The sequence below is a fragment of the Clostridium estertheticum genome (assembly GCF_011065935.2).
GTDB lineage: Bacteria > Bacillota > Clostridia > Clostridiales > Clostridiaceae > Clostridium_AD > Clostridium_AD estertheticum_A.
The window spans coordinates 504,312-530,071 of record NZ_JAAMNH020000001.1; the positions used below are offsets into that span (position 1 = coordinate 504,312).

Consider the following 25,760-nt stretch of genomic DNA (forward strand, 5'->3'; position numbering starts at 1 on the left):
TATATTGATGATATATTGAGTAAGAGCATAAATATATCAGAAAGAGTTATAAAAGATTTGCACTATATAATATTGAAAAGTATAGATAGTAAAAATGCTGGAGAATATAGAAAAACAAATGTTTTAATTAGTGGTAGCCAGCATAGGCCCGTTGAGCATTTCTTAGTACATGAAAGAATGGAAGAATTAATTGGTATAATGAAAATAAAGATAAATTACATCCAATCCATTTGGCTGCTGAATTTCATTGTAAATATGTATATATTCATCCCTTTATTGATGGCAATGGGCGAACAGCAAGATTACTAATGAATTTGATTTTAATGATCAATGGGTATCCTATTACTGTTATAAAAACTGAGAATAGAGATATTTATATGAAAGCATTAGAAAAAGCTAGTGCTCAAGGTGATATTAGTGAATTTATAAATATTTTTTTAGAAGCTGTGGATAGAAGCCTGGATATATATCTTTATATAGTATCCTAATATAGTATCCTAATATAATAGATTATGCTAACAAAAGGATATATTGCGTAAAATGCAACATATCCTTTTCTCTATAGCGTAATCTAGGAAAAACCTCTAAAGCAATTTCTTTACATCGAATAGTGAATTTTGAACCAGCCAAGCTTGAGGGAAGTATTTTCCGATTGTCCAATAACTAACTCCGCCCAAATTATATGCACTAGCAGTCCTAAGCTTAGCATTCATGCTCCTAGCATCCTCGAACCATACTTCATGTCTTTTTCCATTAGCATCGTAATAGTTAAAGAATGGCGCTTGAGAAGTATAGTCATATTGAATAGATGCAAATACTTTTCTTGCAAGATCTACTGCGTCTACATTACCTAATGCAGTTGCCGTAGTCCCTTTTACGAAAGGCAGCGTCCAATCATAGCCATAATTAGGTATTCCCATAAAAATTTTCTTGCTTGGTATTACTGTTACAGCATAATCAAGGACTTTTTTAACTTGATTAATTGGAGCTACCGCCATTGCTGGTCCAGCAGTGTATCCCCACTCATAAGTCATCAGTATAACATGGTCAGCTAAAAGACCATGAACTGGATAATCATGAGCTTCATAAAGCAATCCTTTTAGGTCACCAGAGGTTTTAGGTGCTAAGGCTGTAGTAACAATATAGCCTAATGGTTTTAGTTTGCTTACTGTTTTGCGTAAAAAATTATTATAATTTTTTCTATCTTCAGGAAAGACATACTCTATATCCAGATCTAAACCATAATAATTTTTATTTTTTAATGTATTAACTATGTTATCCAATAATGTGTTTTGTATTTTTTCATCTGTAAGTATAGTATGGGCTAGGTCACTATCAAATCCCCCACCCTCCTTTAAATTTGTAACTACCATCATAGGAGCTACTTTAGCTTTTCTAGCGGCTTGTATTAAAGGAACATCATTTATGTCTTTTAGAGTTCCATTAGCTAGTATCTGATAACTAAATATACTGAGGTAAGTGAGACTTGGAAGAGTCTTTACAAGAACATCCATATCCGTAGTAGGAAGAGCATAGCCATTAACTTCAATAGACCCTAATTTTTGTGTGGATGGTGGTATAATAATAATTTTACCAGGGTAAATTGGTGTAGTGGCATTAATGTTAGGATTTGCAGTTAGTATATTTAAAACAGTTACGCCATACATTTTAGCTATCATGTAAAGGGATTGACCAGGAAGAATTTTATGTGACCTTGTACCTTCAAGTATTACAATGGTTTGGCCTACCACAAGGTCATTTGGGTTTGTGAGTTCATTATCAGAAATAATTTTATTATATGAAACTCCATATAATTTAGAAATTTCATATAAACTTTCTCCGCTTTTTACAACATGAATAATCAAAAAAAATCACACCTCGTATAGTAATATAATTTAATATATGCAACATAATGCATGGGAGTACATAGTATATTATTTTTAATTTATTATTTGGGAAATTATTAGAATAAATAGAACATTCACAGAAAATACTAAAGCTAGTAAGTAGGAGGAACTTCTGATTTTATGATATCATTATCTTAGATTCAATTATATAAGTTTTGACAAAGCATGATAACATAATATGTTATAAATACTAATTTCTATTTAAAAACTTGATTTATTTAAGTGAATAAACTAAAATTAATTATGTTGTTTTAACAAGCTAACGTATAAGCAGATAAAAGTTTATAGTTTTTATCTGCTAAATGAGAATATATGCAGCAAAGCAATTAATAATTATTTTGCTGCCAGAAGATAAACAAGGAGGAATATTAATGGAAAAAATCTTATCTTTAGATTTAAGTAAAACAGTTCCCTATTTAGGTGAACATGAAGTTTCTTATTTTCAACCAATGGTATCTACTGCACATAAAATGCTTAGGGATAAAACGGGTCCAGGAAGTGATTTTTTAGGATGGATAGACCTTCCTGTAAATTATGATAAATCAGAATTTGATAGAATTAAAGTGGCCGCAGAAAAAATAAGAAGTAATTCTGAAGTACTGATAGTAATTGGAATAGGTGGGTCTTACCTAGGAGCTAGAGCCGCTATAGAAGCATTATCTCATAGCTTTTATAACAGCCTAACAAACGAAAAAAGAAAATCACCCGCAATATTCTTTGCTGGAAATAATATAAGTTCTACATATATGGCAGATTTGCTTGATGCTGTAGAGGGAAAAGATATTTCAGTAAATGTAATATCAAAATCAGGAACCACTACAGAACCTGCTATTGCTTTTAGAATCTTCAAAGAACTATTAGAAAAGAAATATGGAAAAGCAGGAGCAAAAGAAAGAATTTTTGCGACTACGGATAAGTCCAAAGGAGCTCTAAAAAAATTAGCAGATGCAGAGGGCTATGAAACTTTTGTTATTCCAGATGATATAGGAGGAAGATTCACAGTGCTCACTCCTGTAGGATTGCTTCCAATAGCAACAGCGGGTATAGACATTGATGAAATGATGAAGGGTGCAGCGGACGCTAGGGAAGTATACAGCAATGAGGATATAAATAATAATGATTGTTATAAATATGCTGCAGCTAGAAATGCACTATATAGAAAAGGAAAGGTTACAGAAATTTTAGTTAACTATGAGCCAGCACTTCAATATTTTGGGGAGTGGTGGAAACAGCTTTATGGCGAAAGTGAAGGAAAAGACCAAAAGGGAATATTCCCAGCAGCAGTTAATTTCTCTACAGATTTGCATTCAATGGGACAGTATATTCAAGAAGGTGTAAGAAATATATTTGAAACAGTTGTAAATGTAGAAAAGCCAAGAAAAGAAATAGTAGTTAAAGAAGAAAGTGGAGATCTGGATGGATTAAACTTTTTAGCAGGTAAAACTATGGATTTCGTTAATAAAAAAGCTTTTCAAGGAACAGTACTTGCACATAATGATGGAGATGTACCTAATATTATTTTAAATGTGCCAGCATTAACAGCATATAATTTTGGGCACATGGCTTATTTCTTTGAGAAATCTTGTGCAGTAAGCGGATATTTATCAGGTGTTAATCCTTTTGATCAACCAGGAGTAGAAGCATACAAGAAGAATATGTTCGCGCTTCTTGGAAAATCAGGATATGAAGATATTAAAGCAGAACTTGAAAAAAGGCTTTAAATAAATGAGGATTATTGTAGATGCAGATGGGTGCCCAGGGAAAAATCTAATAGAAAAAGCAGCTAGGGAAAACTCTATAGAGCTCATTATGTATTGTGATATTAATCATGTTTTAAGTAGCGAGTATGCCTCAATAAGATATGTAGATAGTGGATTTCAAAGTGTTGATATGAAAGTAGCTAATGAAGCAAGACCTAAGGACATAATAATTACTCAAGACTTTGGGGTTGCTGCTATGGTTTTAGCTAAAGGCGCTTATGCTATGGGACCTAAAGGACATATATATGACGATGATAACATTGATAAATTATTATTTGAAAGACATATGTCTGGTAAATTAAGACGTAGTGGAGGCAAAACCTTTGGTCCTAAAAAGAGAACAAGCGAAGATGATGAAAAACTTTATAATAATTTAATTAAGCTTATTTTAAAAGGGCAATTAGTAGAAGAAAAATGATTTCCATATAACATAAAAAATAGCTAGTAACTGTTTTTTTATAGCTATTTTAAAGGTATTTTAGAGGGCTAAGCAATTCATAATTGTTTAGCCCTCTAAAATTTTTAAGTTATAAGTTAATCAAAGGTATTTAGATCTTGCATATCAATACTGTTTTTAATAGCTTCTGGATATAGTGAACCGTTATTTACCTGCTCTATCATAGGATAGCCAGCCTTATTACCTTTATCAATAGTTATATCTTCTTTTTTATAAGTATAATCGGGGTTATAATGATCTAATTTTTCCTTGGTCATAATATTGCTCCTTTCACCAATTATTAAAAAACAATTTATGTTTATAATAGTTTTACCCTATTAACAAATTTTATAATAACAACATCACTACCATAAAAAATTATAAAATTTAAAATATTATTATTTTTAATTAAAATAATGAGTGTTTATGTCTATAAATAAAGGAAAAAAAAGAAAGTAAGTACTGTTACAAATAATGGAATTATAGTATAATATACCATAATAGAGAACGTTTTAAAAAAATATTTCCATTGTTTAGCTTATTTATAAAGGTAGGTGAACTAAAATGAATGAAATGAATATATTGTTTAGTTTAGAAAATCCTGAGGAAAAACATAAGGAAATTGTAATAAGTGTTGAAAATGAATTAGAGGATAATTTGAACTATAAATTTCTTGTAGGACTTGAAGGAACATGGACTACATTAAGGGAATTAAGTGCAACTAGTGCCGTTGTATGGAAACCAGAAACAGATGCTAAGTACTCTATAATGGTACAAGCTAAAAGAAAAGAAAGCAAAAGAGCATTTGATTTCATGTCGAAAACAGAATATGTAGTTGGAAATATTGAAGAAAAACTAATAAATGATATTTACATAGACAAAAAAGAAGTAATGGTTGGTGAAAAAATCACCTTAACAGTAGAGGCCAAAAAGGTTCCTATTATGTATAGATATTGGATACGTAAAAAGGGAAATTGGCAGCTTATAAAGGACTATTCAGCAGAAAATGTAATGACTTGGACTTCAAAATATTCTGGAGAGCAAGAATTTTTGGTGGAATGCAAGGATTTAGATTCTAAAAATGTTTTTGATGACTTTATGAAAATACAATTCAATGTACGCGCTGTGAAACCCTTAGAAATTATGAGGTTTAAATGTTTGACACAGGAAATGCTTTCAGGTAGGGAACTAGTTTTTGACGTGGAGGCGAATCATGAGGATAGCAGAATGATTTTATACAAATTTGTAAAAATTAATCCTGAGGGGAATTGTATTTGTATACAAGATTATTCAACTAAAAAATTAGTTAGTTATGTTGAAGAAAATATGGGCAATTATAAGCTATTGTGCATGGCAAAGGATATGTATTCACTGCATGAATTTGATGATAGAGCGTTAATTCATTATACCGTAAAGCCTTATGAAGAAATAAATATACAAAGTTTCACTAGTGATTTAAGTTCACCACAACTATGCGATACTCCTATTAATTTAAGATGTATTGCTAGAGGTGGAAAGGACTTATTGTACAAATTCAAAATCAATGGAAAATGCCTAGAGGATTCTGGTTATACTAGAAAAACCAATTATGTATGGACACCAAGTGAAGCAGGAAATTATAAAGTTTATTTATGGGTTAAGGACTCATCTTTTCAAGGAGAATATGAGAAGAGTGTTTGTTTGGACTTTATGATTGATGATATAGGTAATACAAATGTTATTATCGACGATATAATTTTGGATAAGAAAAACACTGTACTAATAGGTGAAATTGTTCATGTAAAAGTTAAAGCAACAGGGGGAACTTCTTTAAGATATAGTTTTTCGGTTTTCGAAAATGATAGCGAAATAGAAAAAATTGAATTTGGAACACATGACTTTGTAGATTTTACTCCAGATAAAAGTGGCAAATTCAAAATAGAGGTAAGAGTAAAAGATAAATATTCTAAAAGAGAATTTGATTGTCATGCAGTGGTATATATTGAGGCTTTAGTGTGTATTCCAGCTAAAATAGACTATGTTTTAATGCCACCACTAGAATATTATATGGTAGGAGATACTATTGCACTAGAAGTAATATCTGAGAACACGAGAAATACCCTTGTAAATTATGTTTTAAAAATAAATGGACACTTAGTAGAGCAAACAAACTTTGTGCAGCATAAGAATTATGAGCTTAAGCCTAAATGTAGTGGAACTTATTTAATAGAACTAAGAGCTAAAAATAAAGCTAGCATAGAGGAATATGATTGTATGAAGGAAATAAAAATACAAGTACATGAGACATTACCTATAACAGATACAAAGATTTTATGCGATAAGACAAATTTTAAGACCAATGAAGCAATAACCGTTGCAGCGCAAAGTCTAGGAGGAAAAGATGTTGTGTATGAGTTCTATCTTATGGAAAAGGGCGAATGGACATTAGTACAAAGATTTAGTAAGAAAAATGATTATACCTTTATGGCCTTTACTAAAGGAATTTATAGAGTACTAGTATTATCAAAAAACTTTTATAAGAGTATTTCATATGAAGATTATGATATAATGGAGATAGAAGTTATAGAATAAATTTAAAACAGCTTTTCAAGGCTGTTTTTTTTATGAGAAAAGGGTTTATACTAAGTAGGTACAATACTATTTTATATGTTTTACTTGAAGTTTTAAGAAACAGTTGAGGAGATGAATTTATATGGAAAGAATAGACAAAATATTATCAAATTTAGGCCACGGAACAAGAAAAGAAGTAAAGGGATTGTTAAAAAAAGGAAAAGTAGAGATTGATGGAGTTATAGCATCAGATAGTGCTATGAAGATTGATCCAGATAAGGCTGTAATAAAGGTATCAGGTGAAGAAATTAAATATAGAAAATTTATATATTTAATTATGAATAAGCCAGCAGGTGTTGTTTCTGCTACTGTAGATAATCATGATGAAACTGTAATTGATTTGTTAGATGAGGAGTACCATTCCTTCAAGCCATTCCCTATAGGCAGGCTTGATAAAGATACAGTAGGTTTACTACTAATTACTAATGATGGGGAATTGAATCATAAATTAATAGCACCTAAGAATCATGTAGATAAAGTGTACTATGCTGAAATCAATAAATTTATAGATACAAAGGATATTGCTACCTTTAAGAATGGCGTTGTAATAGACGATGGCTACAAGTGTATGCCAGCCATATTAGAAGTGTTAAATGCAAATGAGGATGGATCAGAAGTAATGGTTACTATTCAAGAAGGTAAATTTCATCAAGTAAAAAGAATGTTTGAAAGTGTAGATAAAAAAGTCGTATTTTTAAGGAGAATTAGTTTTGGACCACTAAAATTAGATGAAAATTTACAAGAAGGACAATACCGAGAATTGTCGGAAGAAGAGATAAATTTATTAAAACAGGTTTAATTGAATCTATAATATAATAATATACGGTGAAAATGAATAAAATATGAATAAAACACTACCATTTTAAAAATTATTTACAATAAAATGTCTAAAACCCCTTGCAAAATTAAGCTAAGTTTAATATAATTAAAGAGTAAAGATAAATAGAGAGATAAATAGCCCCCTTTTTATTTATTATAAAACAGCCCAACCCCAAGGGCTGTTTTATTTTGTAAAAAAAAGTCGATTTCTGAGAAGAAATGATTATACAGTATATTTCGACAATATGCCCACATTAAATAAAACTATTTAATGTGGGCATTTTTTAATTGAAAATGGGGAAGTATATAATCATATAGTATATACTAGATGTATTTTTTGGATTATAATGAATGTAAGTAAATATAGAATTAGATGTATAATTCGCCATAATAGGTAGTTATTTCTAAAGTCGTAATGAATATTATTCAGGAATAATTTAAAAATAAATTAATGAAAAAAATTATATAGGAGGAAAATTTTTATGGAAATAAAAGAAGCACTAATAAGTTTTATGACAGAACAAGCATACAAACCTATGAACATAGCAGAACTTTCTAAAGTATTTAGTATAAAAAAAGCGAGTATGAAAGAATTTACTAACTTACTAACGGAGATGGAGAAAAATGGTCAAATAGTTAAAACACGCACAGAACATTATGGTATTCCAGAGAAAATGGGCATTGTAATAGGTAAATTTCAAGGTCATCAAAGAGGCTTTGGATTTGTAATAGCCCGAGAAGAAAGACCGGATATATTTATACCAGCAGATAATGTAAATGGAGCAATGAATGGTGATATAGTTCTTGCAAAAATTTTAAAAGAACAAAATAACGGTAAGAAATGTGAAGGCGAGATTACAAGAATAGTAGAAAGAACTAATAAAACAATTATAGGGACTTACGATGATAGTAAAAACTTTGGTTTTGTAGTAGCTGACGACAAGAGAATTGCCCAAGATATATTTATTCCTAAAGCAGAAAGAAATGGTGCAAAAACTGGGCAAATAGTAATAGCTGAAATAACTGAGTGGCCAGAACAAAGAAGAAACCCTGAAGGTAGAATTATTGAAATTCTCGGAAATAAAGGAGACGCTGGCATTGATATATTAACTATAATTAAAAAACATAAGTTGCCAGAGGAGTTTCCACAAAAGGTTGAAGATTATGCAAGCAATATTGATGAAAAAATTCCAGAAGAAGAATATAACAGGAGAACAGATCTGCGAGGCTTGCAGATGGTAACTATAGATGGAGAAGATGCTAAAGATTTAGATGACGCTGTGTCTATTGAAATTTTAGCTAATGGCAACTATCGTTTAGGTGTTCATATAGCGGATGTTTCTAACTACGTTAAAGAGAAAAACCCACTGGATATAGAAGCTTTAAATAGAGCGACTTCAGTATACTTAATTGATAGGGTTATACCAATGCTTCCTAAAAAATTATCTAATGGAGTTTGTAGTTTAAATCCTAAAGTGGATAGATTGGCTCTTACTTGCTTTATGGAAATAGACAAGAATGGTAAAACTGTAGATCATGAGATAGTAGAAACCATTATAAAAACAAATGAGAGAATGACCTATACTGATGTTACAAAAATACTAAAAGATAAAGATGCCGAAACAATCAAGAAATATGATTATTTATATGAAGATTTTAAACACATGGAAGATTTATGTGGCATTCTTAATAAAAAGAGAATGGGTAGAGGCGCTATAGATTTTGATTTTGATGAGTGTAAAATAATATTAAATGAATTTGGAAAACCTGTAGACGTTGTGCCTTATGAAAGAGGCATTGCCAATAGAGTCATTGAAGAATTCATGTTAACGGCTAATGAAACCGTAGCTGAGCATATGTTCTGGCTCAACGTACCTTTTGTATACAGAATCCATGAGGATCCAGATGAAGAAAAATTAATACATTTTAGTGAATTTGCGCATAATTTAGGATACCCTATAAAGTGGGGAAAAGAGATACACCCTAGAATGCTTCAGGAAGTAATAGCAAGAGTAAAAGGAAAGAAAGAAGAGATGGTGCTAAGTACATTATTACTTCGTTCTATGATGAAAGCAAAATATTCTCCAGAATGTAGCGGTCATTTTGGTTTGGCATCAAAATATTACTGCCACTTTACGTCACCAATTAGAAGGTATCCTGATTTAATAATCCATAGGATAATTAAAGAGGTTATAAATGGCGGGCTAAGTGAAAAAAGAACAGAAAAATTAAAAAAAGAAGTAGAGATAGCATCAAAGCAATCCTCAGATATGGAAAGAGTGGCAATGGAAGCTGAAAGAGAAGTAGATGATCTTAAGAAAGCAGAGTACATGAGTGAAAGAATAGGTCAAGAATTTGATGGTATTATTTCTTCAGTAACTAATTTTGGATTGTTTGTGGAACTTCCAAATACTATAGAAGGATTAGTTCATATGAGTAGCTTAGATGATGATTATTATGTTTTTGATGAAAGGCATTTAACCCTTGTAGGTGAGAGAACTAAGAAAATGTATAGATTGGGAGAAGAGGTAAAAATCATAGTAAGTAAAGTTGATTTAGCTTCTCATGAGGTTTATTTTGATATAATTAAAGATGATGAAGATGAAGAAGAAAAGGACGAAGAATATTCCGTTAAAGATTTAGATGAACTTATAAAAGATGATTCTGCAAAGTAGGATTATGTTGTAGAAAAAATCAAAAACAAAAATACAGAAGGGGATAAACCGCCTCTTCTGTTTATTGTTTTTAAGATTGTTTTGTGAAAATAACCCATATATTCTTGAAAAACAATGTATTATATAGTATAATGATATATTAATAAGAATAAAGCAGGTGAAGTTATGGCAAAGGAAACAGGAAATAAAACACTAGTGGAAAATAGAAAAGCAAGACATGATTATTTTATAGAGGAAGCAATGGAAGCTGGCATAGAACTGGTTGGTACGGAGGTAAAATCTATTAGAGCTGGAAAGGCAAATTTAAAAGATAGTTATGCAGATGTTATAAATGGTGAAGTATTTATTAAAAATATGCATATAAGTCATTATGAAAATGGGAATCAATTTAATGCCGATCCATTAAGAGTCAGAAAATTATTGCTCCATAAAGAGCAAATAAATAGACTTCAAGGATTTACATCGCAAAAGGGGTTTACTCTAGTTCCATTATCTCTTTATCTTAAAGATACTAAAGTTAAAGTTAATCTTGGTGTTGTTCGCGGTAAGAAAGATTACGATAAGAGAGATGCAATGCTAGAAAAAGATGCTAAGAGAGACATGGCTAGACAATTAAAGGAAAGAATGAGATAACAAGCAGTAATACACAGTAAGTCCATAATATTAGCACTTGATAAAGCGCCTAATATAGTGTATTATTAAGACATAGACAGCAAGGCAGTAAAACATTAAAGACTAATATTTAATCCATTAACAAGAATACAAAAATAAAATAAATATAAAATTGCGTTATAAATATGCAATAAGTTACACACAATATTGCATTGCAAAGGATTTGAATTAAATCTTTTGACAATACGGGGGCGTACTTGGTTTCGACGGGGGTACGTTGCATCGAGGAAGCGAGCCGAGGGAACCTATGGACCCGCGTAAAAAACTATAGGGACAATTTAAACGCAAACGATAATTTAGCACTAGCAGCTTAGTCTGCTACGTCTTACCTTTGATTACCGCGACTTAGGATAGGGCGCCGACAGCGGTGAACCGAGTCTGGGAAAGCTTTGACCCAGAAACGGAAAATATGAAGCTACCAAAACCTAAACCCGGCCAGTAGGGGTTAAGTAGAGGGAAATTTAAAGTATTGGCTACGCTCGTAGATGCCTAGGTGTTATGGCTTTCGGACAGGGGTTCGACACCCCTCGCCTCCACCAGTGAAACCCTCGACTAATTAATTTTAGTCGAGGGTTTTCTTATGCCCCAATTTAGCTGGATTAGAATAATGAGTGGTGAACATTATCACAAGTAACGTGGGTTTTCTTTAAAACCATTGATATGACTGGTTTAAAGAGATATGCCAAGCGCCTAAATCCTATCATAATCCAAACAAATTATAAAAGCTCCAGAAGATAAGAAAACTTTATTACAATTGATTATAAGTAATATGAATATAAAAAACAAGAAGATATAGACAGTATTGAGCTACACTTAGATGGAAAAGTATAGAAATATTTCATAAATAATAAAGAAGAGATCCTCAATAATGGGGATTCTCTTTATTGGGTTTATTACAGTTAGAATAGAGTTGGTTTAGAAAATCAAAGCGGACTTTTGAAATGGTTTAGGTTGTTGAAAAATTTTTTTGATAAAATATGCAAAAAGATAAACTTTTTGCATACCCTCCTGCGTCTATTATTATGAAAGCCAATTAATTCAACTAATTTTGAATAACATTACCGCAGTAGTACTAGAAATATTTTATGTTCCAGTTTTAAGCCGCATAATTGTTATTAATTATATTATACTTTGAGAAAAATAGTAGGGGGATAGAATGTTATGTTAATTAATTCGAAGAATAATCAATATATTGCAGCATTAGATGGACTTCGTGCCTTTGCTGTATTAGCAGTGTTTGCCTATCATTTAGGATTAAGCTGGGCCGGAGGTGGCTTTTTAGGGGTTGATATCTTTTTCGTTATATCTGGTTATCTTATAACATCAAATATATTGCTTTCATTGGAAAGTGAAGATGGTTTTAGTTTGCAGAAATTTTGGATTGGGCGTATTCGACGGTTGATACCAGCTGCTTACGTTATGATAATAACCACTTTCATGTGGGTAACTTTTTATAACGGAAACATAGTAACTGAAACTTTATGGGATGGATTGTCATCCATTTTTTATGCTAATAATTGGTGGTTTATTTTTCATAAAGTATCATATTTCGATAGTTTTGGTTCACCTTCACCTTTTAAGAATCTATGGTCCTTAGCAGTAGAAGAGCAATTCTATATTGTATGGCCAATTCTTATGCTAATAGGACTTAAGGTTTTTAAGAGGCGAATGAAGTTTGCTAAAATTATTTTTATAGGGGCATTATGCTCAGCTACGTTAATGGCGATATTGTATAAACCTGGGATGGATCCTAGCCGTGTTTATTATGGGACAGATACTCGTGCTTTTGAATTACTTATAGGAAGTTTACTAGCAATTATTTGTCCAACACAAAAACTTTTATCACGGAAAATTTCTATTAAAAAAAAGAAAGAGCTAAATATAACTGGCATAATTACTTTCGCTGTCTTTGTTCTCAGTGTTGTCTATATGAATGAATATCAAACATTTATTTACAGAGGCGGCATGTTACTAATTTGCTTAAATACAGCTGTACTTATAGTTTGTATTTCCCATAGAAACAGCTATTTAAGTGGTTTATTTTCTTGGAAGCCGCTGCGCTGGGTTGGAAAAAGATCCTATGGGATTTATCTTTGGCATTACCCTATCATTGTTTTGAGTACTCCTGTCCATGAAATTGGGAATATACCCTACTGGCGTATGTGCATGCAGCTGGTAATTACGTTTATTATTGCAGAGCTTTCATACCGTTTTATAGAAATGCCTATACGAAAATATGGATTTCGCGGATTCCTTAGAAAATATAGATCCACTAATACTTTTAAGAGAAGAAGGATAGCTTTCACCACAATAACTTCATTATTAATTGTTTTTTTTATGATTGGGTGTGATCTCCATATCAGTACTATCTCAACAAGTGCTGGACAACAAATTGATATGCCTCAGTCATCTCAATCTGAAAAAATAACAAACAATAAAGATGCATCAATTAGTACAAATACAGATATAAGCTCTGACAAAAACAATGAGGTAAGTACAAATACAGATATAAGTTCTGATAAAAATAATGAGTCTAGTTCTTCAACTAAAACTAAAGCTAAATCTAAATCCTATAACGGAATACTTGCTATAGGAGATTCTATCATGTTGGACATTGAACCACGGTTGACAGAAATGTATCCAAACATTACAGTTGATGGTAAGGTTGGAAGGCAATTAAGTCAAGTGATTGAACCTCCATCAGCTTATAAAACTTTTAATGATCCAAATAAAGCTGTAATTATTGAACTGGGCACAAATGGTTATTTTACAGATAAGCAGCTTGATAGTTTACTCAACCATTTTTCTGAAGCACATATTTTTTTAGTAAACATACGGGTCCCAAGACAATGGGAAAATGAAGTGAATAAAGTAATAGATAGAAAAGCTAAAGAAAATAAAAATATAACTCTAATTGATTGGCATTCAGCTTCAATTAATAACCCAGAATACTTTTCATCTGACGGTGTGCATTTGCAGCCTAAAGGGATTGAAGCGTTAACATCCTTAATAGATCAGGCATTAATAAATCAAGATTAATATTTTATTTAACTTAACAACTTTTTTATACTGCTTAAACGTCTATTATATTAGAGAACAGATATGGTACCTATCTGGAAAGTTCATATTAAATTATTATGCATTGTGTAGAATTTAAAGAAAGAAGGACAATTTTTAATAAAGTATGCATATTTATCAAGACATAACAAAGGAGTTTGTGTTATCCATGGAGAAGAATTGCTTGCAACAAGAAATAGCTGAGTATGTTATTAGATATAAGGAAAATCACTATAGGTTAGCATATAGTTATGTGAAGAATGCTGATGATGCGATGGACATTGTCCAAGAATCTATATATAAGGCAATTGCCTCTATAGACTCACTTAAATCATCCAGCAGCATTAAGACCTGGTTTTACAGGATTATTGTAAATACATCACTGGATTTCCTTAGAAAACAAAGAAAGGTAAGTGTCGTAGAAGATGAGACCATGCTGAGGCTAGACTCAGGAGTTCTTGATGAGTATGAAAACTTTGATTTACAAAGGGAATTGGATAATCTACCGGATGACTATCGTACGATAATAAAGCTACGATATTTTGAGGATCTGAAGATAGGTGAAATTGCAGAAATTCTTAACGAAAATCTCAGTACAGTAAAATCTCGATTATATAAAGCACTTGAAATATTAAAATTGAAGTGAAGGAAGACGAGGTGGTTTAATTATGAAAAATAAAAATATAAAGGAACTTAAAAAGGAATATATGGAGGTTCCTATCCCCGATGAATTAGATTTTTTAGTAAAAAAAGCCTTAAAAGATAGTGGCGCTTATAAAAAGAAAGGAAATTGGGCTACTAAAGGATTAGGTATAGCAGCTGCTGCAGTGATTTTAGCTGTAGGTATAACTACAGTTGGGGTTAATACTAATCAAGCATTTGCGTCTACTTTATCAAAGGTACCTATATTAGGTAGTCTCATAAAGGTTGTGACTTTTAGAGAATATAATGTAAATGAAAACACATATAAAGCAGATATAAAGGTACCTTCTGTAAAAGGTTTGGATAACAATAAAGCATTAGAAAACAGCCTAAATGAAAAATATGTTACAGAAAATAAAAAGCTATATGAAGCCTTTATGGCTGATATGGAAAAACTAAAGAAAAATGAAGGTGGTCATTTAGGTATAAAGAGTGGATATGAAGTAAAAACAGATACAGATAATATACTATCAATAAAACGTTATTCTGCAAGTACTGTAAATAGTTATTCGAGTACTAAGTACGATACTATAGATAAGAAGAATCAAGTTTTAATTACTTTGCCAAGCTTATTTAAAGATGATAGTTATGTGAAAATAATAAGTGATAACATCAAGAAACAAATGATTCAACAAAACAACGCTGATAGCAGTAAGCATTTTTGGGTAGAAGGTATAGAAAAGAATCCTAATTTGTGCGTATTTAAAGAAATCTCTAAAGAGCAAAACTTCTATATTAATTCAGAAAACAAATTAGTGATTTGTTTTGATAAATATGAAGTTGCACCAGGAGCTATGGGAAGCCCAGAGTTTGTAATTGCAACTGACATAATATCTAATGTATTAGTAGGTAATGAGTATATAAAATAAATATTAGAAATCTTGAATGCTTTATTACAATAGTCCAAAGAAATATATTAAGAATGAACGATGTTATCTATTTGGTTTTCTTATTAAAGTATATAAAAAATGGCTTACTTCAAGGAGGTAAGTCTATTTTTATATCTATTTAGCAGCAACTTAAGAAGTCTTCGTTATAACCGTTACGGTGAACCGTACCATAAATAACGTAGACTTTTTTGTGTGTTAGTAATTTATGGTTTTATTAAAAAAGGTATTTTTATATTTGAGTCTAATAAGTGATATGGCAGTTGATTTTAATATATCATTAATCAATAAAGAATTTCAGTATTTAGACTTATTATTCAAAAATATAGATAGTAAATTTGGAACGCAGGTTGTTGAATGTGTATGTTGTAAAAAAAATGAAAATTACAAAGGCCAAGGGTTTCTAATTGACCATAAATATATTGATGAAGTGTGCTTTAAGAACTACATTGGTAAATGGCTCTGTTCTCAAGAATGCAAAGAGAGCTTTAATGGATGGAAGTAAGATTATATATACAAAACTAAGTAAAAGATTATATTAAAGATGTGGGTTAATAGGCAAGGATTGAGAAAATTGATAAGCAGATTAATAATAGAGTTAGTGCAATTATGCAAGGATTTGCGCATGAGGGGTTTAAAACAAAGATGGATGACTTAAAGGATAGAAAAACTAAACTTGAAGTTACACTAAAAGAGAAAGAAAATAGAAGTCAAGCTCCTAAGATAACAGAAGAGCTGGTAAAGAATTTGTTTTCAATGTTCAGAGGCTTTGTAACAGAGCGGAATATGCCAGAGTATAAGAAATAATACAGAATTATGCTGATAAAGTAATTGTTTATAAAGACCTCGTTGAAGTAATATTCAACGTGGTCTTTGATTTTTTGAAGAATAAAGAAAGTATAATAATCAAGTATTCTGTAAAGAAGACTTTCTATTTGAGAGGTATAGAAATATTGCTTAATTACAAATACAAGAAGTATATATGAATATTAAATTAATAAAACAAAAAAAGTAAATGGCAATTTGGTAAACATTGAAATATTAAAAAAATAATAGTATAATAGTATAAAAATGTATTTAAATGGAGGGTATAATGGAAGGTATAATGGAAGAAAATAAAGAAAATAAGCAGATATTAAAGGAAATATGTAATAAGAAACCAAGAAACCGAATAAGTCAAACAGATATACCACTATATACACTTAAACAAGCATTAGTAGTGCCAAAGGCTATTTTAGATAATTTTGCTGGAAGACCTATAGCCCCAATTCAGGTTGCATTAGCTTTAAATATATCGCCAGGAAGTACTAATTGGAGATATTTAGCAGGTGCTTCAACGGCTTATGGTCTCACAAATGGAGGTTATAATTCAAAGGATATTTCTTTGACTGATTTGGGAAAAAGGATAATAGCACCTCTAGAAGAAGGAAAAGATATAACTGCAATTATAGAAGCTGTTTTAAAACCAACACTATTAAATAAATTTTATAATAGCTATAATAATGCAAAGTTTCCTAAAGACAATATCGCAGAAAGTGTATTAGTTAGTATGGGTGTGCCAATAGAAAAAGTTAAAAATGTGTTGGGTTTAGTAAAAGATAATGGTGAATTTGCAGATATTATTGCTGATACTAAAAATGGGTGGTTTGTATTTATTAATCCTGAGCGGGTTGTAGCAAGTGAGAGTGATTATTCTGGTCAAGAGGAAGAATGTAAATTTGAAGATGATATTATGAAAGAAGAACCAGATGAGATTATACCAGATGTAGTGCTACAAAGAATGAATATAAAAAAGGAAGAAAATAAAATACAACCTATTCAAGATTATGTAAAACCTTTGAAACAAAAGGTTTTTATTTCACATGGTAAGAATAAAAAAATTGTTGAGCAGTTAAAGGAACTATTGACTTTTGGACAATTTGAACCAGTAGTTTCTGTTGAACGAGAAACTACTGCAATACCTGTACCAGAAAAAGTGTTTTCTGATATGTCTGAATGCCAGGCTGGAATTATTCATATTGAAGGAGAAATTAAACTTCTTGATGAGAAAGGAAATGAGCATCATAAGATTAATGAGAATGTTTTGATAGAAATTGGTGCAGCAATAGCTTATTATAAGAAAAAGGTCACCTTACTTTGTCAAAAGGGTGTGGTGCTTCCTTCAAATTTACAAGGGTTATATAGATGCGAATATGAAGGGGAACAATTAGATTATCCAGCAACAATGAAATTACTTAAAACATTTAATGAGTTTAGGAATTAATAGAATAGATAATTAATAAAAAACAAACAAGCAATGTTAAGAAGAAAGGACATCGTTATGGATAGAGATGAAGTATTGAAAAAAATATCGGAGTCATTAATTTTTGGGAATTTGGGTTATTAAGTTTACTTCTAAAAGAATCTACTACAATATTTATTGGTTATGGATTAGGAGATTTTAATGTGTTAACTGAAGTTGATTGGGCAAATAATGTCCTTGTAAACTACAATAATGATTATCCGCATTATTTAATACAAGTTGTTTATAAAGAGGATAACCCAGCTGACAACCCATATGAAAGTGGTAATGGAGTTATTATTATAGAAACAAACAATCTAAATAACTTCATGATAGAATTAAATGAATTTCATAATAAGGAACTTACTCAGTATAATTTAGAAATTAGCAAAACAGCTAATTTCAGAGCGGAACTAGTTTCTGCTTCTAAGTGTGACTTTGATAGATTTATTGATGATGATGTTGTTAGATTTAATATATTGGATAAGTTTAATATGTGTAGAATAGAAACTTCTTCCGCGTTTTTAACTTTCTTAACAAGTTGATTAGATGTTTCTTGGGAAAGGACTAGACCTAAAGGTGCATTTAGCGCTTATGCAGATGTATTAAAAGTAATCATCGATATATTTAGTCTTATAAATGATAAGATATTTCCAGAAGTTATATTAAACTATATAGTTTCATCCTTTGACGGACTGGCTTTTCATATAGGTAAAGGTTATGGTGATAGTTATGTTGCATACGAGTATTCGGATAAAAATAAATCAAGAATAACACCATATATGTTAGAGTATTTAAAAACTTATGCCGATATATGTGGCATATAAAAATAAAGAATTTATTATAATTTGTGGGTTTCACCTACCACGCTTCGCCTCCACCAAGAAGAAAGCCGTAGTATTTCAGAAAACGTTACATGGGGCCAGCGCAAGAGGCTTGCTGATGGTAAGGTAAGCATGCCCTATGGACAGTTCCTTGGATATGAAAAAGGTGAAGATGCCATACCTAAAATTGTAGAAAAGGAAGCCGCAGTTGTGAGGTTGATTTATAAACTTTTCCTTGAGGGAAAGACACCAGCAGGTAAAGAGATTTGACAGCCTAGCACAGTACTGAGCATACTTAAAAATGAAAAGTATAAAGGTGATGCTATGCTACAAAAAAGCTTTACTGTGGATTTTCTTACGAAGGAAAAGAAGGTTAATAAGGGAGAAATCCCTCAGTATTATGTTGAAAACAGCCATCCTGCAATTATTACTCCAGAGGTATTTGACCTGGTTCAACATGAATTTAATAAACGCAAAAACGTCAAGGGTTATAAAACAGGAGGAGAATGTTTTTCAGGAAAAACCATCTGTGGTGAGTGCGGTAGCTTCTACGGGAGTAAGGTGTGGCACTCAACCAGCAAATACCGAAGGATGATATGGCAGTGCAACGCAAAATTCAAAAACGATAAAAAATGTGGCACACCTCATCTTTACGAGGATACTTTAAAACTCGCCTTTACTGAGGCCTTTAATAACATTCTTGAAAACAAAGAAGAAATATTACAAGGCTATGAAGCTATAATTCAAGCATTGACCGATACTTCAAAGCTTGATAAGGAGAGTGTAAAGCTACAGAGTGAAACTGAGGTTGTTAATGAACTGCTCCAAAAGTGTGTGGAGGAAAATGCTCATAGCGCATTAGACCAAGCGGAATATGAAGAACGTTACAAAGCCTTAGCAGAGAGATATGGAAATATAAAAAATGGGATTGAGGGGATAAATGAAAAGCGTCTTGAACGAAGAGCTAAACAAGAAAACATTGTGACTTTTATTAAAGAGCTTGAACAAAGAGAATATATTGTGGATTTTTTTATTATAAATCGAATATAAGTGAAGTATAGTGTTTAAATGTAAATATTGTAATATGGTTGATGTTTGAACGTATGGTGTTATAAACACTCTTCATTACCAACATCCTCTAATAGTTAAAATTTTTTAATTGTTGCAGAGGCTTAATTAAAAAACTGTAGTTTTTCAGTGGCCTCTGGCTCAGGTGGTCCAAACGCATCACTTTCTAAAACTCCAATACCATTTTGTACCCTTCTGAAAACCTTTCAAGGGTATCAATTACCTCCACATTTGATATTTCAGGTTCCGGCTGTTTACGAGCCAACTGGGGAGTCTGTAAGTAGATAACCTCTTGCTCTTGTGTGTCAGAATACTTTATCAGCTTTCTTTTAACGCCTCTTAACATAATATACACATTTTTTCAAATTGATATATTAATTAAAGTTACTATAGGACTCCTTATAGTAACTTACCCACTGGGATTATTTTGCTGAGTCCCACCAGCGGAATTTGCACACTTGACGGGACTCAAACTTTCACTAATCTTTCTTTGGAATTAACGGTACTAGAAGGAATGAATCATACTTCCCGCCAACATAAATGGAATGAGTTCCTTTATTAACTGTATCATTATGTGCATATCCCCTTGAAATCCCTGATGTGGTTTCTTCTATGACTATCTGGCTGCCTTTTATAACTAGCACTAGACTTTCTCCACCTTTTAGAAGAACACTTGAAGGTAATATTTCAATTTCTACTGGCACAATTTCATTTTTATTAAGCTTCAGTAGGTTCCTGTGCTTAAGTACTGGTTGATAAGGCGTAGATCTTTCAGTATCTAGCTCTCTATGCGAAACTCTCAGCCAACCATTTGCCACCTGACCATTTTCACTATGATTAAAATCAGGTAAAAACACTTCATTGCCACGTTTGTCGTACTTCTTAATACCGATAAAAATATCCATATCATCTGCGTCATCTGCAGAAACCCAAAGCTTAAGCTTCATATTTCCGGTGATCTCCATATCCTTTTCAGCGGTGAATTTAAACTTCAACTCATTGTTTTCGCTTTGATTAGGCTCCGCATTATATGTAAGTTTAGTTTCCTTTTGGGCCTGGACGTTCTGCATGGACATTCCTTCCCCATTAAGATAATACTCAGAATATACTGTATGAGCTATTGGCCATTCATTTCCAACTCGCATTTGTCCCTTATAGAATTTCTCTCTAACTTCATAACGTACTCTAGGTGTATCCATCCAATCATTTTCAATGCCCTTTAGGAAATAATCAAAGAACTCCTTCTGTTGTTCTAGGGATTCACGCAAATGGTAGGTTTCCCACTCTTTGCGGCCATGGACAAGCAGCCACTTGTCTTTGGAGGAAGACTGTTTAAAACCTTCAAAGGTTCCACGACAATGCAAACCTTGGGTGGACCAACTAGCGCAAACAAACATTGGCACCTTTATATCGGACAATTTCACCTGTCTATCTTCCCAGTGCTCATCCAGTAGTGGATGCTGTTTTTGAGCTTCTACCTGAGCTTCTACCTTATTGTTTGGCCATCTGGTTTTCAGTAACTTCTCAAAATCTGATGAGAAACCTGTTTCTGGTATTCCGCCGTGAAAGAACCATTCCCTATATAGATCACTTGTACCTTCCCAAGGAATTATAGCCTTTAGATGTGGTGGATTCAAAGCAGCCACCCTCCATTGGGTCATTGCAAGGTAGGACACTCCGTTTAACGCCACATTGCCATCTGACCAATCCTGAACTCCAGCCCATTCGATAACTTCATAATAATCTTCAGTTTCATTTTTACTCCAAGGATAGAGTTCCCCTTCAGAATTTGAGCTTCCTCTAGCAGCAATTTTGATCAATATATAGTCGTTTGGAACCCAGAAACCTGGATCTGGTGACTCCATTGGTGTAAAAAGAGATGTGTCGATACCTCCTAAGGTAGGCCAGTTTGGACGTAAAAATGCATAGGGAGGTAAACCATCTTTATTATAAGGGTCCATACTCATTACCACTGGAAACTTTCCAGGTTGATTTGGACGAAATACATTGACGTATATAGTGACTCCATCACGCATTTTGATAGGAACATCCTTCTCCATTATCATCTCTTGATTACCGTAATGAGCAGTAGTCATAACTATTTTATTTAAACCTGATGTAGCCTCACTAGGATGTGTAGGCTTTAAGTCGGGGCGGCCCATGAATTTAATCATTGTACATCTACTTCCTTTCAATTAGAAATTGATTGCTGGAACCCATAAGCTCTTTAACGTTAAATTTGTTATTCCATCAATCCTTAATCAAATAATACTCTGCTCTATATTTCTAAACAACCATCAAAGCTTTGAACTTATGTTTGTTAAGCAACGAAATACAATAAAATGTTGCTTAACAAACATAGTTTCATCAAAACATTTTATATTTATAGATACATGCTGTTACATTCTTGTTGTCTAGGTTATAATATATCTATAAAATACGAAATTTAAGAGGTATTATGGAACACAAAAAGGATTTAAGAATAATTAAGACAGAGAACAATATAAGAACCACCTTTATTCAATTGATAAACGAAAAGGACTTTAACTCCATAACTGTGCAAGATATATTGGACAGGGCTTTAATTAACCGCTCAACCTTTTATAAGCACTATACTGATAAATATAATTTAGCAGAAACAATCGCTGAGAACTTTATAGATGAGTTCAAGTCTTTAGCTAATTTTAGACTCTTAAATAGAGAAACCTTTAAAGAACTATTAAATGTTAAGAATAAGTTACTTAAAGAACTTTACGCACAAAAGATGACTATTCTTGGTTTGTGGAAGATTCACACAGAGAAGATTCATGTATATGATGATATGCAGGCAATTCTAAAACAGAGATATATTGAGCTTATAGATGCTGCGCTTAAAGAGAATAACGATAATGAATACGAATCTTATATTTGTGCTTCAATTTTATTATCAACTCTTAAATTTATTTTGGAAGGTCAGAGGGTTTACACAGTTAATGAAATAACGGACGGACTACGAAACTTTCACAATTCTTTTGTTTCTACCGCTATAAAAAATAATGAGTAGAAGGTTGGTAAGGAATTAAAGAGTTTCATTTACTCCACTAATTTTTAAGCCTTTCCAATTATCCTTTTCATTGACAATCGCAGTGAAGTAGTTAAAGTTTTGAGTGTATATAAAACTTTAGCTACTTCAGCGAAATCTTTCAAATATATATTTCCATGAAATTTCTAGAAATCAATAAAAGCACTATGGATTGATTAATTTAAATTGTTTTAGCCATGGACTCTAGGATTTTAAGAGCAACAGCCATTTCTGATATAGTTGCTGTAATTTCTTCAGTAGCAGCGGCTTGGGTTTCAGCTATTACATTTGAATCACTAATAACCGTTACAATGTCCTGTATAGATTTTCTTATCTCGAGCAAGGTTTCAGATACTTTTTTTGCAGAGGAACTACTTAGTTGAGATAGCTTTTTTATTTCCGAGGCAACAACACTAAAACCTTTTCCTGACTCACCAGCTCTTGCAGCTTCTATGGCAGCATTTAATGCCAATAAATTAGACTGTGAAGCTATATTTTGAATGGATGTGAGAATTGAAGCAGTATCATTTATTTTTTGTTCAGCGAATTCTCCAGAAGTTACTACAACTCCGATTGTATTTACCAGTCTTTGCGAACCTTCTGCAATGTCTTCTATACTTAAACTAGTTTGCTCCATAGAGGAGTGAAGATCCGTAGCCGCATTTGTAAATTCAATTATCCTCTCCATGTTTGTAGCAACAGTAATTGCTCCAAATACATTTCCTGAATCATCAACAAGAGGATAAGTTATTATCTTAAGATCAGCACCCACAGTTTTCTTATTAACAAAACCCACAAAAGTTTTTTTAGTTTTCATCACCATCAATGTAGGAGATCCTTCTTTAAGGTGATCACCTACTTTTATTGCTGCTGGAACTTTTTCATTTGGCCAAAAACCAATAATTTTTTCCTTGTCGCTAAGTGTTATAGCTACATCATCTTGCAGCACCTTCTTAAATATGGGTAAGGTTTCAATTAGCGATTGAAATATTCCTTCATTCATAATTATGACCACCTTTCAATTTAAAACACAGTTTATGCTGTGAATTTTAACATATTTTTAAACACACTGCAATTACATTATTTATTGGTGTATACATTTAATGAATACAAAGCTGCAATGGTTTTCACATATACAAAAAAACAATTTTACGGGATACGGTAAATTAAGATATAGTTAATTCATAAGAAAGAAAGGAGATAAATTATGGAAACTAAACTTACACGCCCCGTTTCAATTATTGGAACCAGCACTCTTCCACAGAGATATTTTGATGACCCTATGTATGAAGGCCTTTCCATCTATGAACTTTGGACCTGTGCCTGCCACCAGGCACTGGAGGACGCTGGTGTTAAACCTAAAGATATTGATAAAATAGTATATTCCCAAATGGCCAATTTTGTAACTTCAGGAAATACCCTAGCCATGGTAGGTACCCTAGAGGAGTGGATCGGTATGGCTGGAAAACCTATCATGCATATTGAACAGGCCTGTGCCAGCGGCTATATTGCTTTTATGGAAGCCTGCAACGCTGTTGCTTCTGGTAAATATGACATCGTTTTGTGTGCTGGTATTGAATCACCAAAGCACTTCATTCCAAGAAATCAGCCTGCACATAAGATACGTCCTATTTCTGAGTATGATGGATGGTGGTCACCAGGTAGATCCTTGTTTGACACCACATATTCCCGTTTTGACGGCGTTAGCGATAATTTGCTTACCGAGGAGCAGGGCAAATACTATATACAGAACTATGGTATCTCTGAGGAAACTATTGACGACACATATAACGCTATGGCAGTGAATTTGCGTCGTAATGCTTCGCGGAATCCTAGAGCCATTGAGAGAGAGGAATATACCGATATCGCCAAGAAGTGTGGATATGACGATGTTATGGAATACATGAGATCGAAATACAATCCCAAGATCACTCAATATATTCGCAAGGGTGGCAGCCTTGTCCACAATGTAGCCGCTGGAGCCATTGTTGTTTGTGCTTCTGATATTGCAAAGAAGTTTAAGGAGAAGCCTATTGAAGTGGTTGACTATGCGAGCTCTTCTAACACGCAGAGATTCCCTTTCAATTTCCACCAAATGAATGTAGACGTTCGTAATGCCCTCTACAAAGACGGCATAGATCCTAAGGAACTCGATTTAATGATTACCACAGTTATGACCTCAGGTGAGCAGTTGGATAGTGCCGAAGTGTTTGGTTATCTGCCAGAAGGAAAGGGCTACCAATATGAATTAGATGGCAGAACCTGTTTCGATGGAGACAAGCCTATTAACCCACATGGTGGTGACCTTAGCTTTGGACATGCATTTGGTGTTGCTGGCATCAATATGATTAGTGAAGCTATTCTCCAAATGCGCGGTGAGGCCGGAGACTGCCAGGTAAAGAAACCTGTCAACAAGTGCCTAGTACGTGGTATGGGCGGCGGTCATACTACTGTTGGTATAATTCTTGAGGTAAAGGAATAAGAGGGGGGGATTAGATATGTTTGAACTGCGACCAATTTTGAAGACCTATTATGATGCACTGGAAGAGGGTAAAATTCTTGGAATGAAATGTGAGGAATGTGGTGATGTTGTATGGCCTCCTTTGCCTACCTGCCAGAAATGCGGCAGCACAGAATTGAATTGGATTGATATGGGCCATGAAGCCATTATTGATGAAATAAGATATGAGGATTCTAGTGTGGGAGGAGATTATACTTTCAGAAAAGCCAATGATTATTTCGTAAATAAAGAGCCATACTGCATATGTGTTGGACACTTCCAAGAGGGAACACGTCAGTTTCATGCAGCATTATATGGTGTAACCAAAGATAATGTGGATGAATTGATTAGTAAGCTACCTTTTAATGCCAAGGTAGAGTTTATTCAGATGGACGGCGGCTTTAAATCTGTTGGATTCAGGGTAAAAGATTGAGCTTAGTGTTTACCAGGTTTAATTGTTAGAATCATATTAACTAAGAATATATAGCCAGGCTATATAAT

The 25,760-nt window shown here is 32.7% G+C and carries 24 protein-coding genes and 1 other RNA gene; 21 read left to right on the plus strand and 4 right to left on the minus strand.

Annotated elements, in window-relative coordinates; genetic code table 11:
• Positions 1 to 15: 15 nt before the first annotated feature.
• Together G9F72_RS02355 and G9F72_RS02360 are read left to right on the plus strand one after the other, a co-directional pair.
• Positions 16 to 309, plus strand: coding sequence for a Fic family protein (locus G9F72_RS02355; protein WP_263486688.1), 294 nt, complete (start codon positions 16 to 18; stop codon positions 307 to 309).
• On the plus strand, positions 231 to 488 hold the full coding sequence (locus tag G9F72_RS02360) for a Fic family protein (RefSeq protein WP_263486689.1): 258 nt from the start codon (positions 231 to 233) through the stop codon (positions 486 to 488). The genes G9F72_RS02355 and G9F72_RS02360 overlap by 79 nt, the downstream gene beginning before the upstream one ends.
• Before the next feature lie 96 nt (positions 489 to 584).
• Here the strand turns inward: G9F72_RS02360 and G9F72_RS02365 are convergent, their stop codons facing one another.
• The gene (locus G9F72_RS02365) at positions 585 to 1,865 is read right to left on the minus strand and encodes a glycosyl hydrolase family 18 protein (RefSeq protein WP_164959513.1); all 1,281 of its coding nucleotides are present in this window, start codon (positions 1,863 to 1,865) and stop codon (positions 585 to 587) included.
• Positions 1,866 to 2,278: 413 nt separating this feature from the next.
• Here G9F72_RS02365 and G9F72_RS02370 point away from each other — a divergent pair, with 413 nt between their 5' ends.
• A complete protein-coding gene (locus G9F72_RS02370; protein ID WP_164959512.1) occupies positions 2,279 to 3,628 on the plus strand; it encodes a glucose-6-phosphate isomerase in 1,350 nt (449 codons plus the stop codon).
• A 4-nt stretch (positions 3,629 to 3,632) separates the two neighbouring features.
• Positions 3,633 to 4,085, plus strand: a complete 453-nt coding sequence (locus G9F72_RS02375) for a YaiI/YqxD family protein (protein WP_164959511.1) — start codon at positions 3,633 to 3,635, stop codon at positions 4,083 to 4,085.
• Between the two features lie 116 nt (positions 4,086 to 4,201).
• Here the strand turns inward: G9F72_RS02375 and G9F72_RS02380 are convergent, their stop codons facing one another.
• Positions 4,202 to 4,381 (minus strand): hypothetical protein, encoded by a 180-nt coding sequence (locus tag G9F72_RS02380; protein ID WP_164959510.1) that lies wholly within the window; start codon positions 4,379 to 4,381, stop codon positions 4,202 to 4,204.
• Between the two features lie 286 nt (positions 4,382 to 4,667).
• On the opposite strand from G9F72_RS02380, the gene G9F72_RS02385 reads away from it, so the two are divergent.
• The 14 genes from G9F72_RS02385 (at position 4,668) to G9F72_RS02450 (ending at position 19,680) form a co-directional block, all read left to right on the plus strand.
• Complete coding sequence (locus G9F72_RS02385) at positions 4,668 to 6,674, plus strand: triple tyrosine motif-containing protein (protein ID WP_164959509.1); 2,007 nt, start codon at positions 4,668 to 4,670, stop codon at positions 6,672 to 6,674.
• Between the two features lie 121 nt (positions 6,675 to 6,795).
• Positions 6,796 to 7,512 carry a pseudouridine synthase gene (locus G9F72_RS02390; protein ID WP_164959508.1) on the plus strand — a complete coding sequence of 239 codons (717 nt, stop codon included), beginning with the start codon at positions 6,796 to 6,798 and terminating at the stop codon, positions 7,510 to 7,512.
• A gap of 502 nt (positions 7,513 to 8,014) precedes the next feature.
• Positions 8,015 to 10,207, plus strand: coding sequence for a ribonuclease R (gene rnr, locus G9F72_RS02395; protein ID WP_164959507.1), 2,193 nt, complete (start codon positions 8,015 to 8,017; stop codon positions 10,205 to 10,207).
• A gap of 165 nt (positions 10,208 to 10,372) precedes the next feature.
• Positions 10,373 to 10,840, plus strand: coding sequence for an SsrA-binding protein SmpB (gene smpB, locus G9F72_RS02400; RefSeq protein WP_164959506.1), 468 nt, complete (start codon positions 10,373 to 10,375; stop codon positions 10,838 to 10,840).
• Between the two features lie 226 nt (positions 10,841 to 11,066).
• Positions 11,067 to 11,418, plus strand: a transfer-messenger RNA (tmRNA) gene (gene ssrA / locus G9F72_RS02405).
• A gap of 622 nt (positions 11,419 to 12,040) precedes the next feature.
• Positions 12,041 to 13,918 carry an acyltransferase family protein gene (locus G9F72_RS02410; RefSeq protein WP_164959505.1) on the plus strand — a complete coding sequence of 626 codons (1,878 nt, stop codon included), beginning with the start codon at positions 12,041 to 12,043 and terminating at the stop codon, positions 13,916 to 13,918.
• Positions 13,919 to 14,105: 187 nt separating this feature from the next.
• Positions 14,106 to 14,582: an RNA polymerase sigma factor gene (locus tag G9F72_RS02415; protein WP_164959504.1), complete on the plus strand. Its 477-nt coding sequence runs from the start codon at positions 14,106 to 14,108 to the stop codon at positions 14,580 to 14,582.
• A 22-nt stretch (positions 14,583 to 14,604) separates the two neighbouring features.
• Entirely contained in the window at positions 14,605 to 15,507 is a 903-nt protein-coding gene (locus tag G9F72_RS02420; RefSeq protein ID WP_164959503.1) for a DUF3298 and DUF4163 domain-containing protein, read from the plus strand.
• Positions 15,508 to 15,733: 226 nt separating this feature from the next.
• Positions 15,734 to 16,030, plus strand: coding sequence for a hypothetical protein (locus tag G9F72_RS02425; RefSeq protein WP_224675928.1), 297 nt, complete (start codon positions 15,734 to 15,736; stop codon positions 16,028 to 16,030).
• Positions 16,031 to 16,170: 140 nt separating this feature from the next.
• Positions 16,171 to 16,332, plus strand: a complete 162-nt coding sequence (locus tag G9F72_RS02430) for a hypothetical protein (protein ID WP_164959501.1) — start codon at positions 16,171 to 16,173, stop codon at positions 16,330 to 16,332.
• A gap of 286 nt (positions 16,333 to 16,618) precedes the next feature.
• Entirely contained in the window at positions 16,619 to 17,788 is a 1,170-nt protein-coding gene (locus tag G9F72_RS02435; RefSeq protein WP_164959500.1) for a TIR domain-containing protein, read from the plus strand.
• A 182-nt stretch (positions 17,789 to 17,970) separates the two neighbouring features.
• On the plus strand, positions 17,971 to 18,351 hold the full coding sequence (locus tag G9F72_RS02440) for a hypothetical protein (RefSeq protein ID WP_164959499.1): 381 nt from the start codon (positions 17,971 to 17,973) through the stop codon (positions 18,349 to 18,351).
• 411 nt (positions 18,352 to 18,762) lie between these two features.
• Positions 18,763 to 18,900 (plus strand): hypothetical protein, encoded by a 138-nt coding sequence (locus tag G9F72_RS02445; protein ID WP_224675929.1) that lies wholly within the window; start codon positions 18,763 to 18,765, stop codon positions 18,898 to 18,900.
• A gap of 15 nt (positions 18,901 to 18,915) precedes the next feature.
• Entirely contained in the window at positions 18,916 to 19,680 is a 765-nt protein-coding gene (locus G9F72_RS02450) for a recombinase zinc beta ribbon domain-containing protein (RefSeq protein ID WP_263487097.1), read from the plus strand.
• Between the two features lie 497 nt (positions 19,681 to 20,177).
• Here G9F72_RS02450 and G9F72_RS02455 read toward each other — a convergent pair whose 3' ends face one another.
• Positions 20,178 to 21,872, minus strand: a complete 1,695-nt coding sequence (locus G9F72_RS02455; protein ID WP_164959498.1) for a CocE/NonD family hydrolase — start codon at positions 21,870 to 21,872, stop codon at positions 20,178 to 20,180.
• Between the two features lie 284 nt (positions 21,873 to 22,156).
• Between G9F72_RS02455 and G9F72_RS02460 the strand changes: the two genes are divergently transcribed.
• Entirely contained in the window at positions 22,157 to 22,741 is a 585-nt protein-coding gene (locus tag G9F72_RS02460) for a TetR/AcrR family transcriptional regulator (RefSeq protein ID WP_164959497.1), read from the plus strand.
• Positions 22,742 to 22,940: 199 nt separating this feature from the next.
• Here G9F72_RS02460 and G9F72_RS27315 read toward each other — a convergent pair whose 3' ends face one another.
• Positions 22,941 to 23,762 carry a methyl-accepting chemotaxis protein gene (locus G9F72_RS27315; RefSeq protein ID WP_164959496.1) on the minus strand — a complete coding sequence of 274 codons (822 nt, stop codon included), beginning with the start codon at positions 23,760 to 23,762 and terminating at the stop codon, positions 22,941 to 22,943.
• Positions 23,763 to 23,966: 204 nt separating this feature from the next.
• Here G9F72_RS27315 and G9F72_RS02470 point away from each other — a divergent pair, with 204 nt between their 5' ends.
• Positions 23,967 to 25,241, plus strand: a complete 1,275-nt coding sequence (locus G9F72_RS02470) for a thiolase family protein (RefSeq protein WP_202054898.1) — start codon at positions 23,967 to 23,969, stop codon at positions 25,239 to 25,241.
• Positions 25,242 to 25,257: 16 nt separating this feature from the next.
• Positions 25,258 to 25,692, plus strand: coding sequence for a Zn-ribbon domain-containing OB-fold protein (locus tag G9F72_RS02475; protein ID WP_164959495.1), 435 nt, complete (start codon positions 25,258 to 25,260; stop codon positions 25,690 to 25,692).
• Positions 25,693 to 25,760: the final 68 nt, after the last annotated feature.

Coding starts and splice junctions, on each gene's coding strand:
- G9F72_RS02370 (WP_164959512.1), top strand. CDS start 2,279: ATGGAAAAAATCTTATCTTTAGATTTAAGTAAAACAGTTCCCTATTTA.
- G9F72_RS02375 (WP_164959511.1), top strand. CDS start 3,633: ATGAGGATTATTGTAGATGCAGATGGGTGCCCAGGGAAAAATCTAATA.
- G9F72_RS02380 (WP_164959510.1), bottom strand. CDS start 4,381: ATGACCAAGGAAAAATTAGATCATTATAACCCCGATTATACTTATAAA.
- G9F72_RS02385 (WP_164959509.1), top strand. CDS start 4,668: ATGAATGAAATGAATATATTGTTTAGTTTAGAAAATCCTGAGGAAAAA.
- G9F72_RS02390 (WP_164959508.1), top strand. CDS start 6,796: ATGGAAAGAATAGACAAAATATTATCAAATTTAGGCCACGGAACAAGA.
- rnr (WP_164959507.1), top strand. CDS start 8,015: ATGGAAATAAAAGAAGCACTAATAAGTTTTATGACAGAACAAGCATAC.
- smpB (WP_164959506.1), top strand. CDS start 10,373: ATGGCAAAGGAAACAGGAAATAAAACACTAGTGGAAAATAGAAAAGCA.
- G9F72_RS02410 (WP_164959505.1), top strand. CDS start 12,041: ATGTTAATTAATTCGAAGAATAATCAATATATTGCAGCATTAGATGGA.
- G9F72_RS02415 (WP_164959504.1), top strand. CDS start 14,106: ATGGAGAAGAATTGCTTGCAACAAGAAATAGCTGAGTATGTTATTAGA.
- G9F72_RS02420 (WP_164959503.1), top strand. CDS start 14,605: ATGAAAAATAAAAATATAAAGGAACTTAAAAAGGAATATATGGAGGTT.
- G9F72_RS02425 (WP_224675928.1), top strand. CDS start 15,734: ATGGTTTTATTAAAAAAGGTATTTTTATATTTGAGTCTAATAAGTGAT.
- G9F72_RS02430 (WP_164959501.1), top strand. CDS start 16,171: ATGGATGACTTAAAGGATAGAAAAACTAAACTTGAAGTTACACTAAAA.
- G9F72_RS02435 (WP_164959500.1), top strand. CDS start 16,619: ATGGAAGGTATAATGGAAGAAAATAAAGAAAATAAGCAGATATTAAAG.
- G9F72_RS02445 (WP_224675929.1), top strand. CDS start 18,763: ATGCCCTATGGACAGTTCCTTGGATATGAAAAAGGTGAAGATGCCATA.
- G9F72_RS02455 (WP_164959498.1), bottom strand. CDS start 21,872: ATGATTAAATTCATGGGCCGCCCCGACTTAAAGCCTACACATCCTAGT.
- G9F72_RS02460 (WP_164959497.1), top strand. CDS start 22,157: ATGGAACACAAAAAGGATTTAAGAATAATTAAGACAGAGAACAATATA.
- G9F72_RS27315 (WP_164959496.1), bottom strand. CDS start 23,762: ATGAATGAAGGAATATTTCAATCGCTAATTGAAACCTTACCCATATTT.
- G9F72_RS02470 (WP_202054898.1), top strand. CDS start 23,967: ATGGAAACTAAACTTACACGCCCCGTTTCAATTATTGGAACCAGCACT.
- G9F72_RS02475 (WP_164959495.1), top strand. CDS start 25,258: ATGTTTGAACTGCGACCAATTTTGAAGACCTATTATGATGCACTGGAA.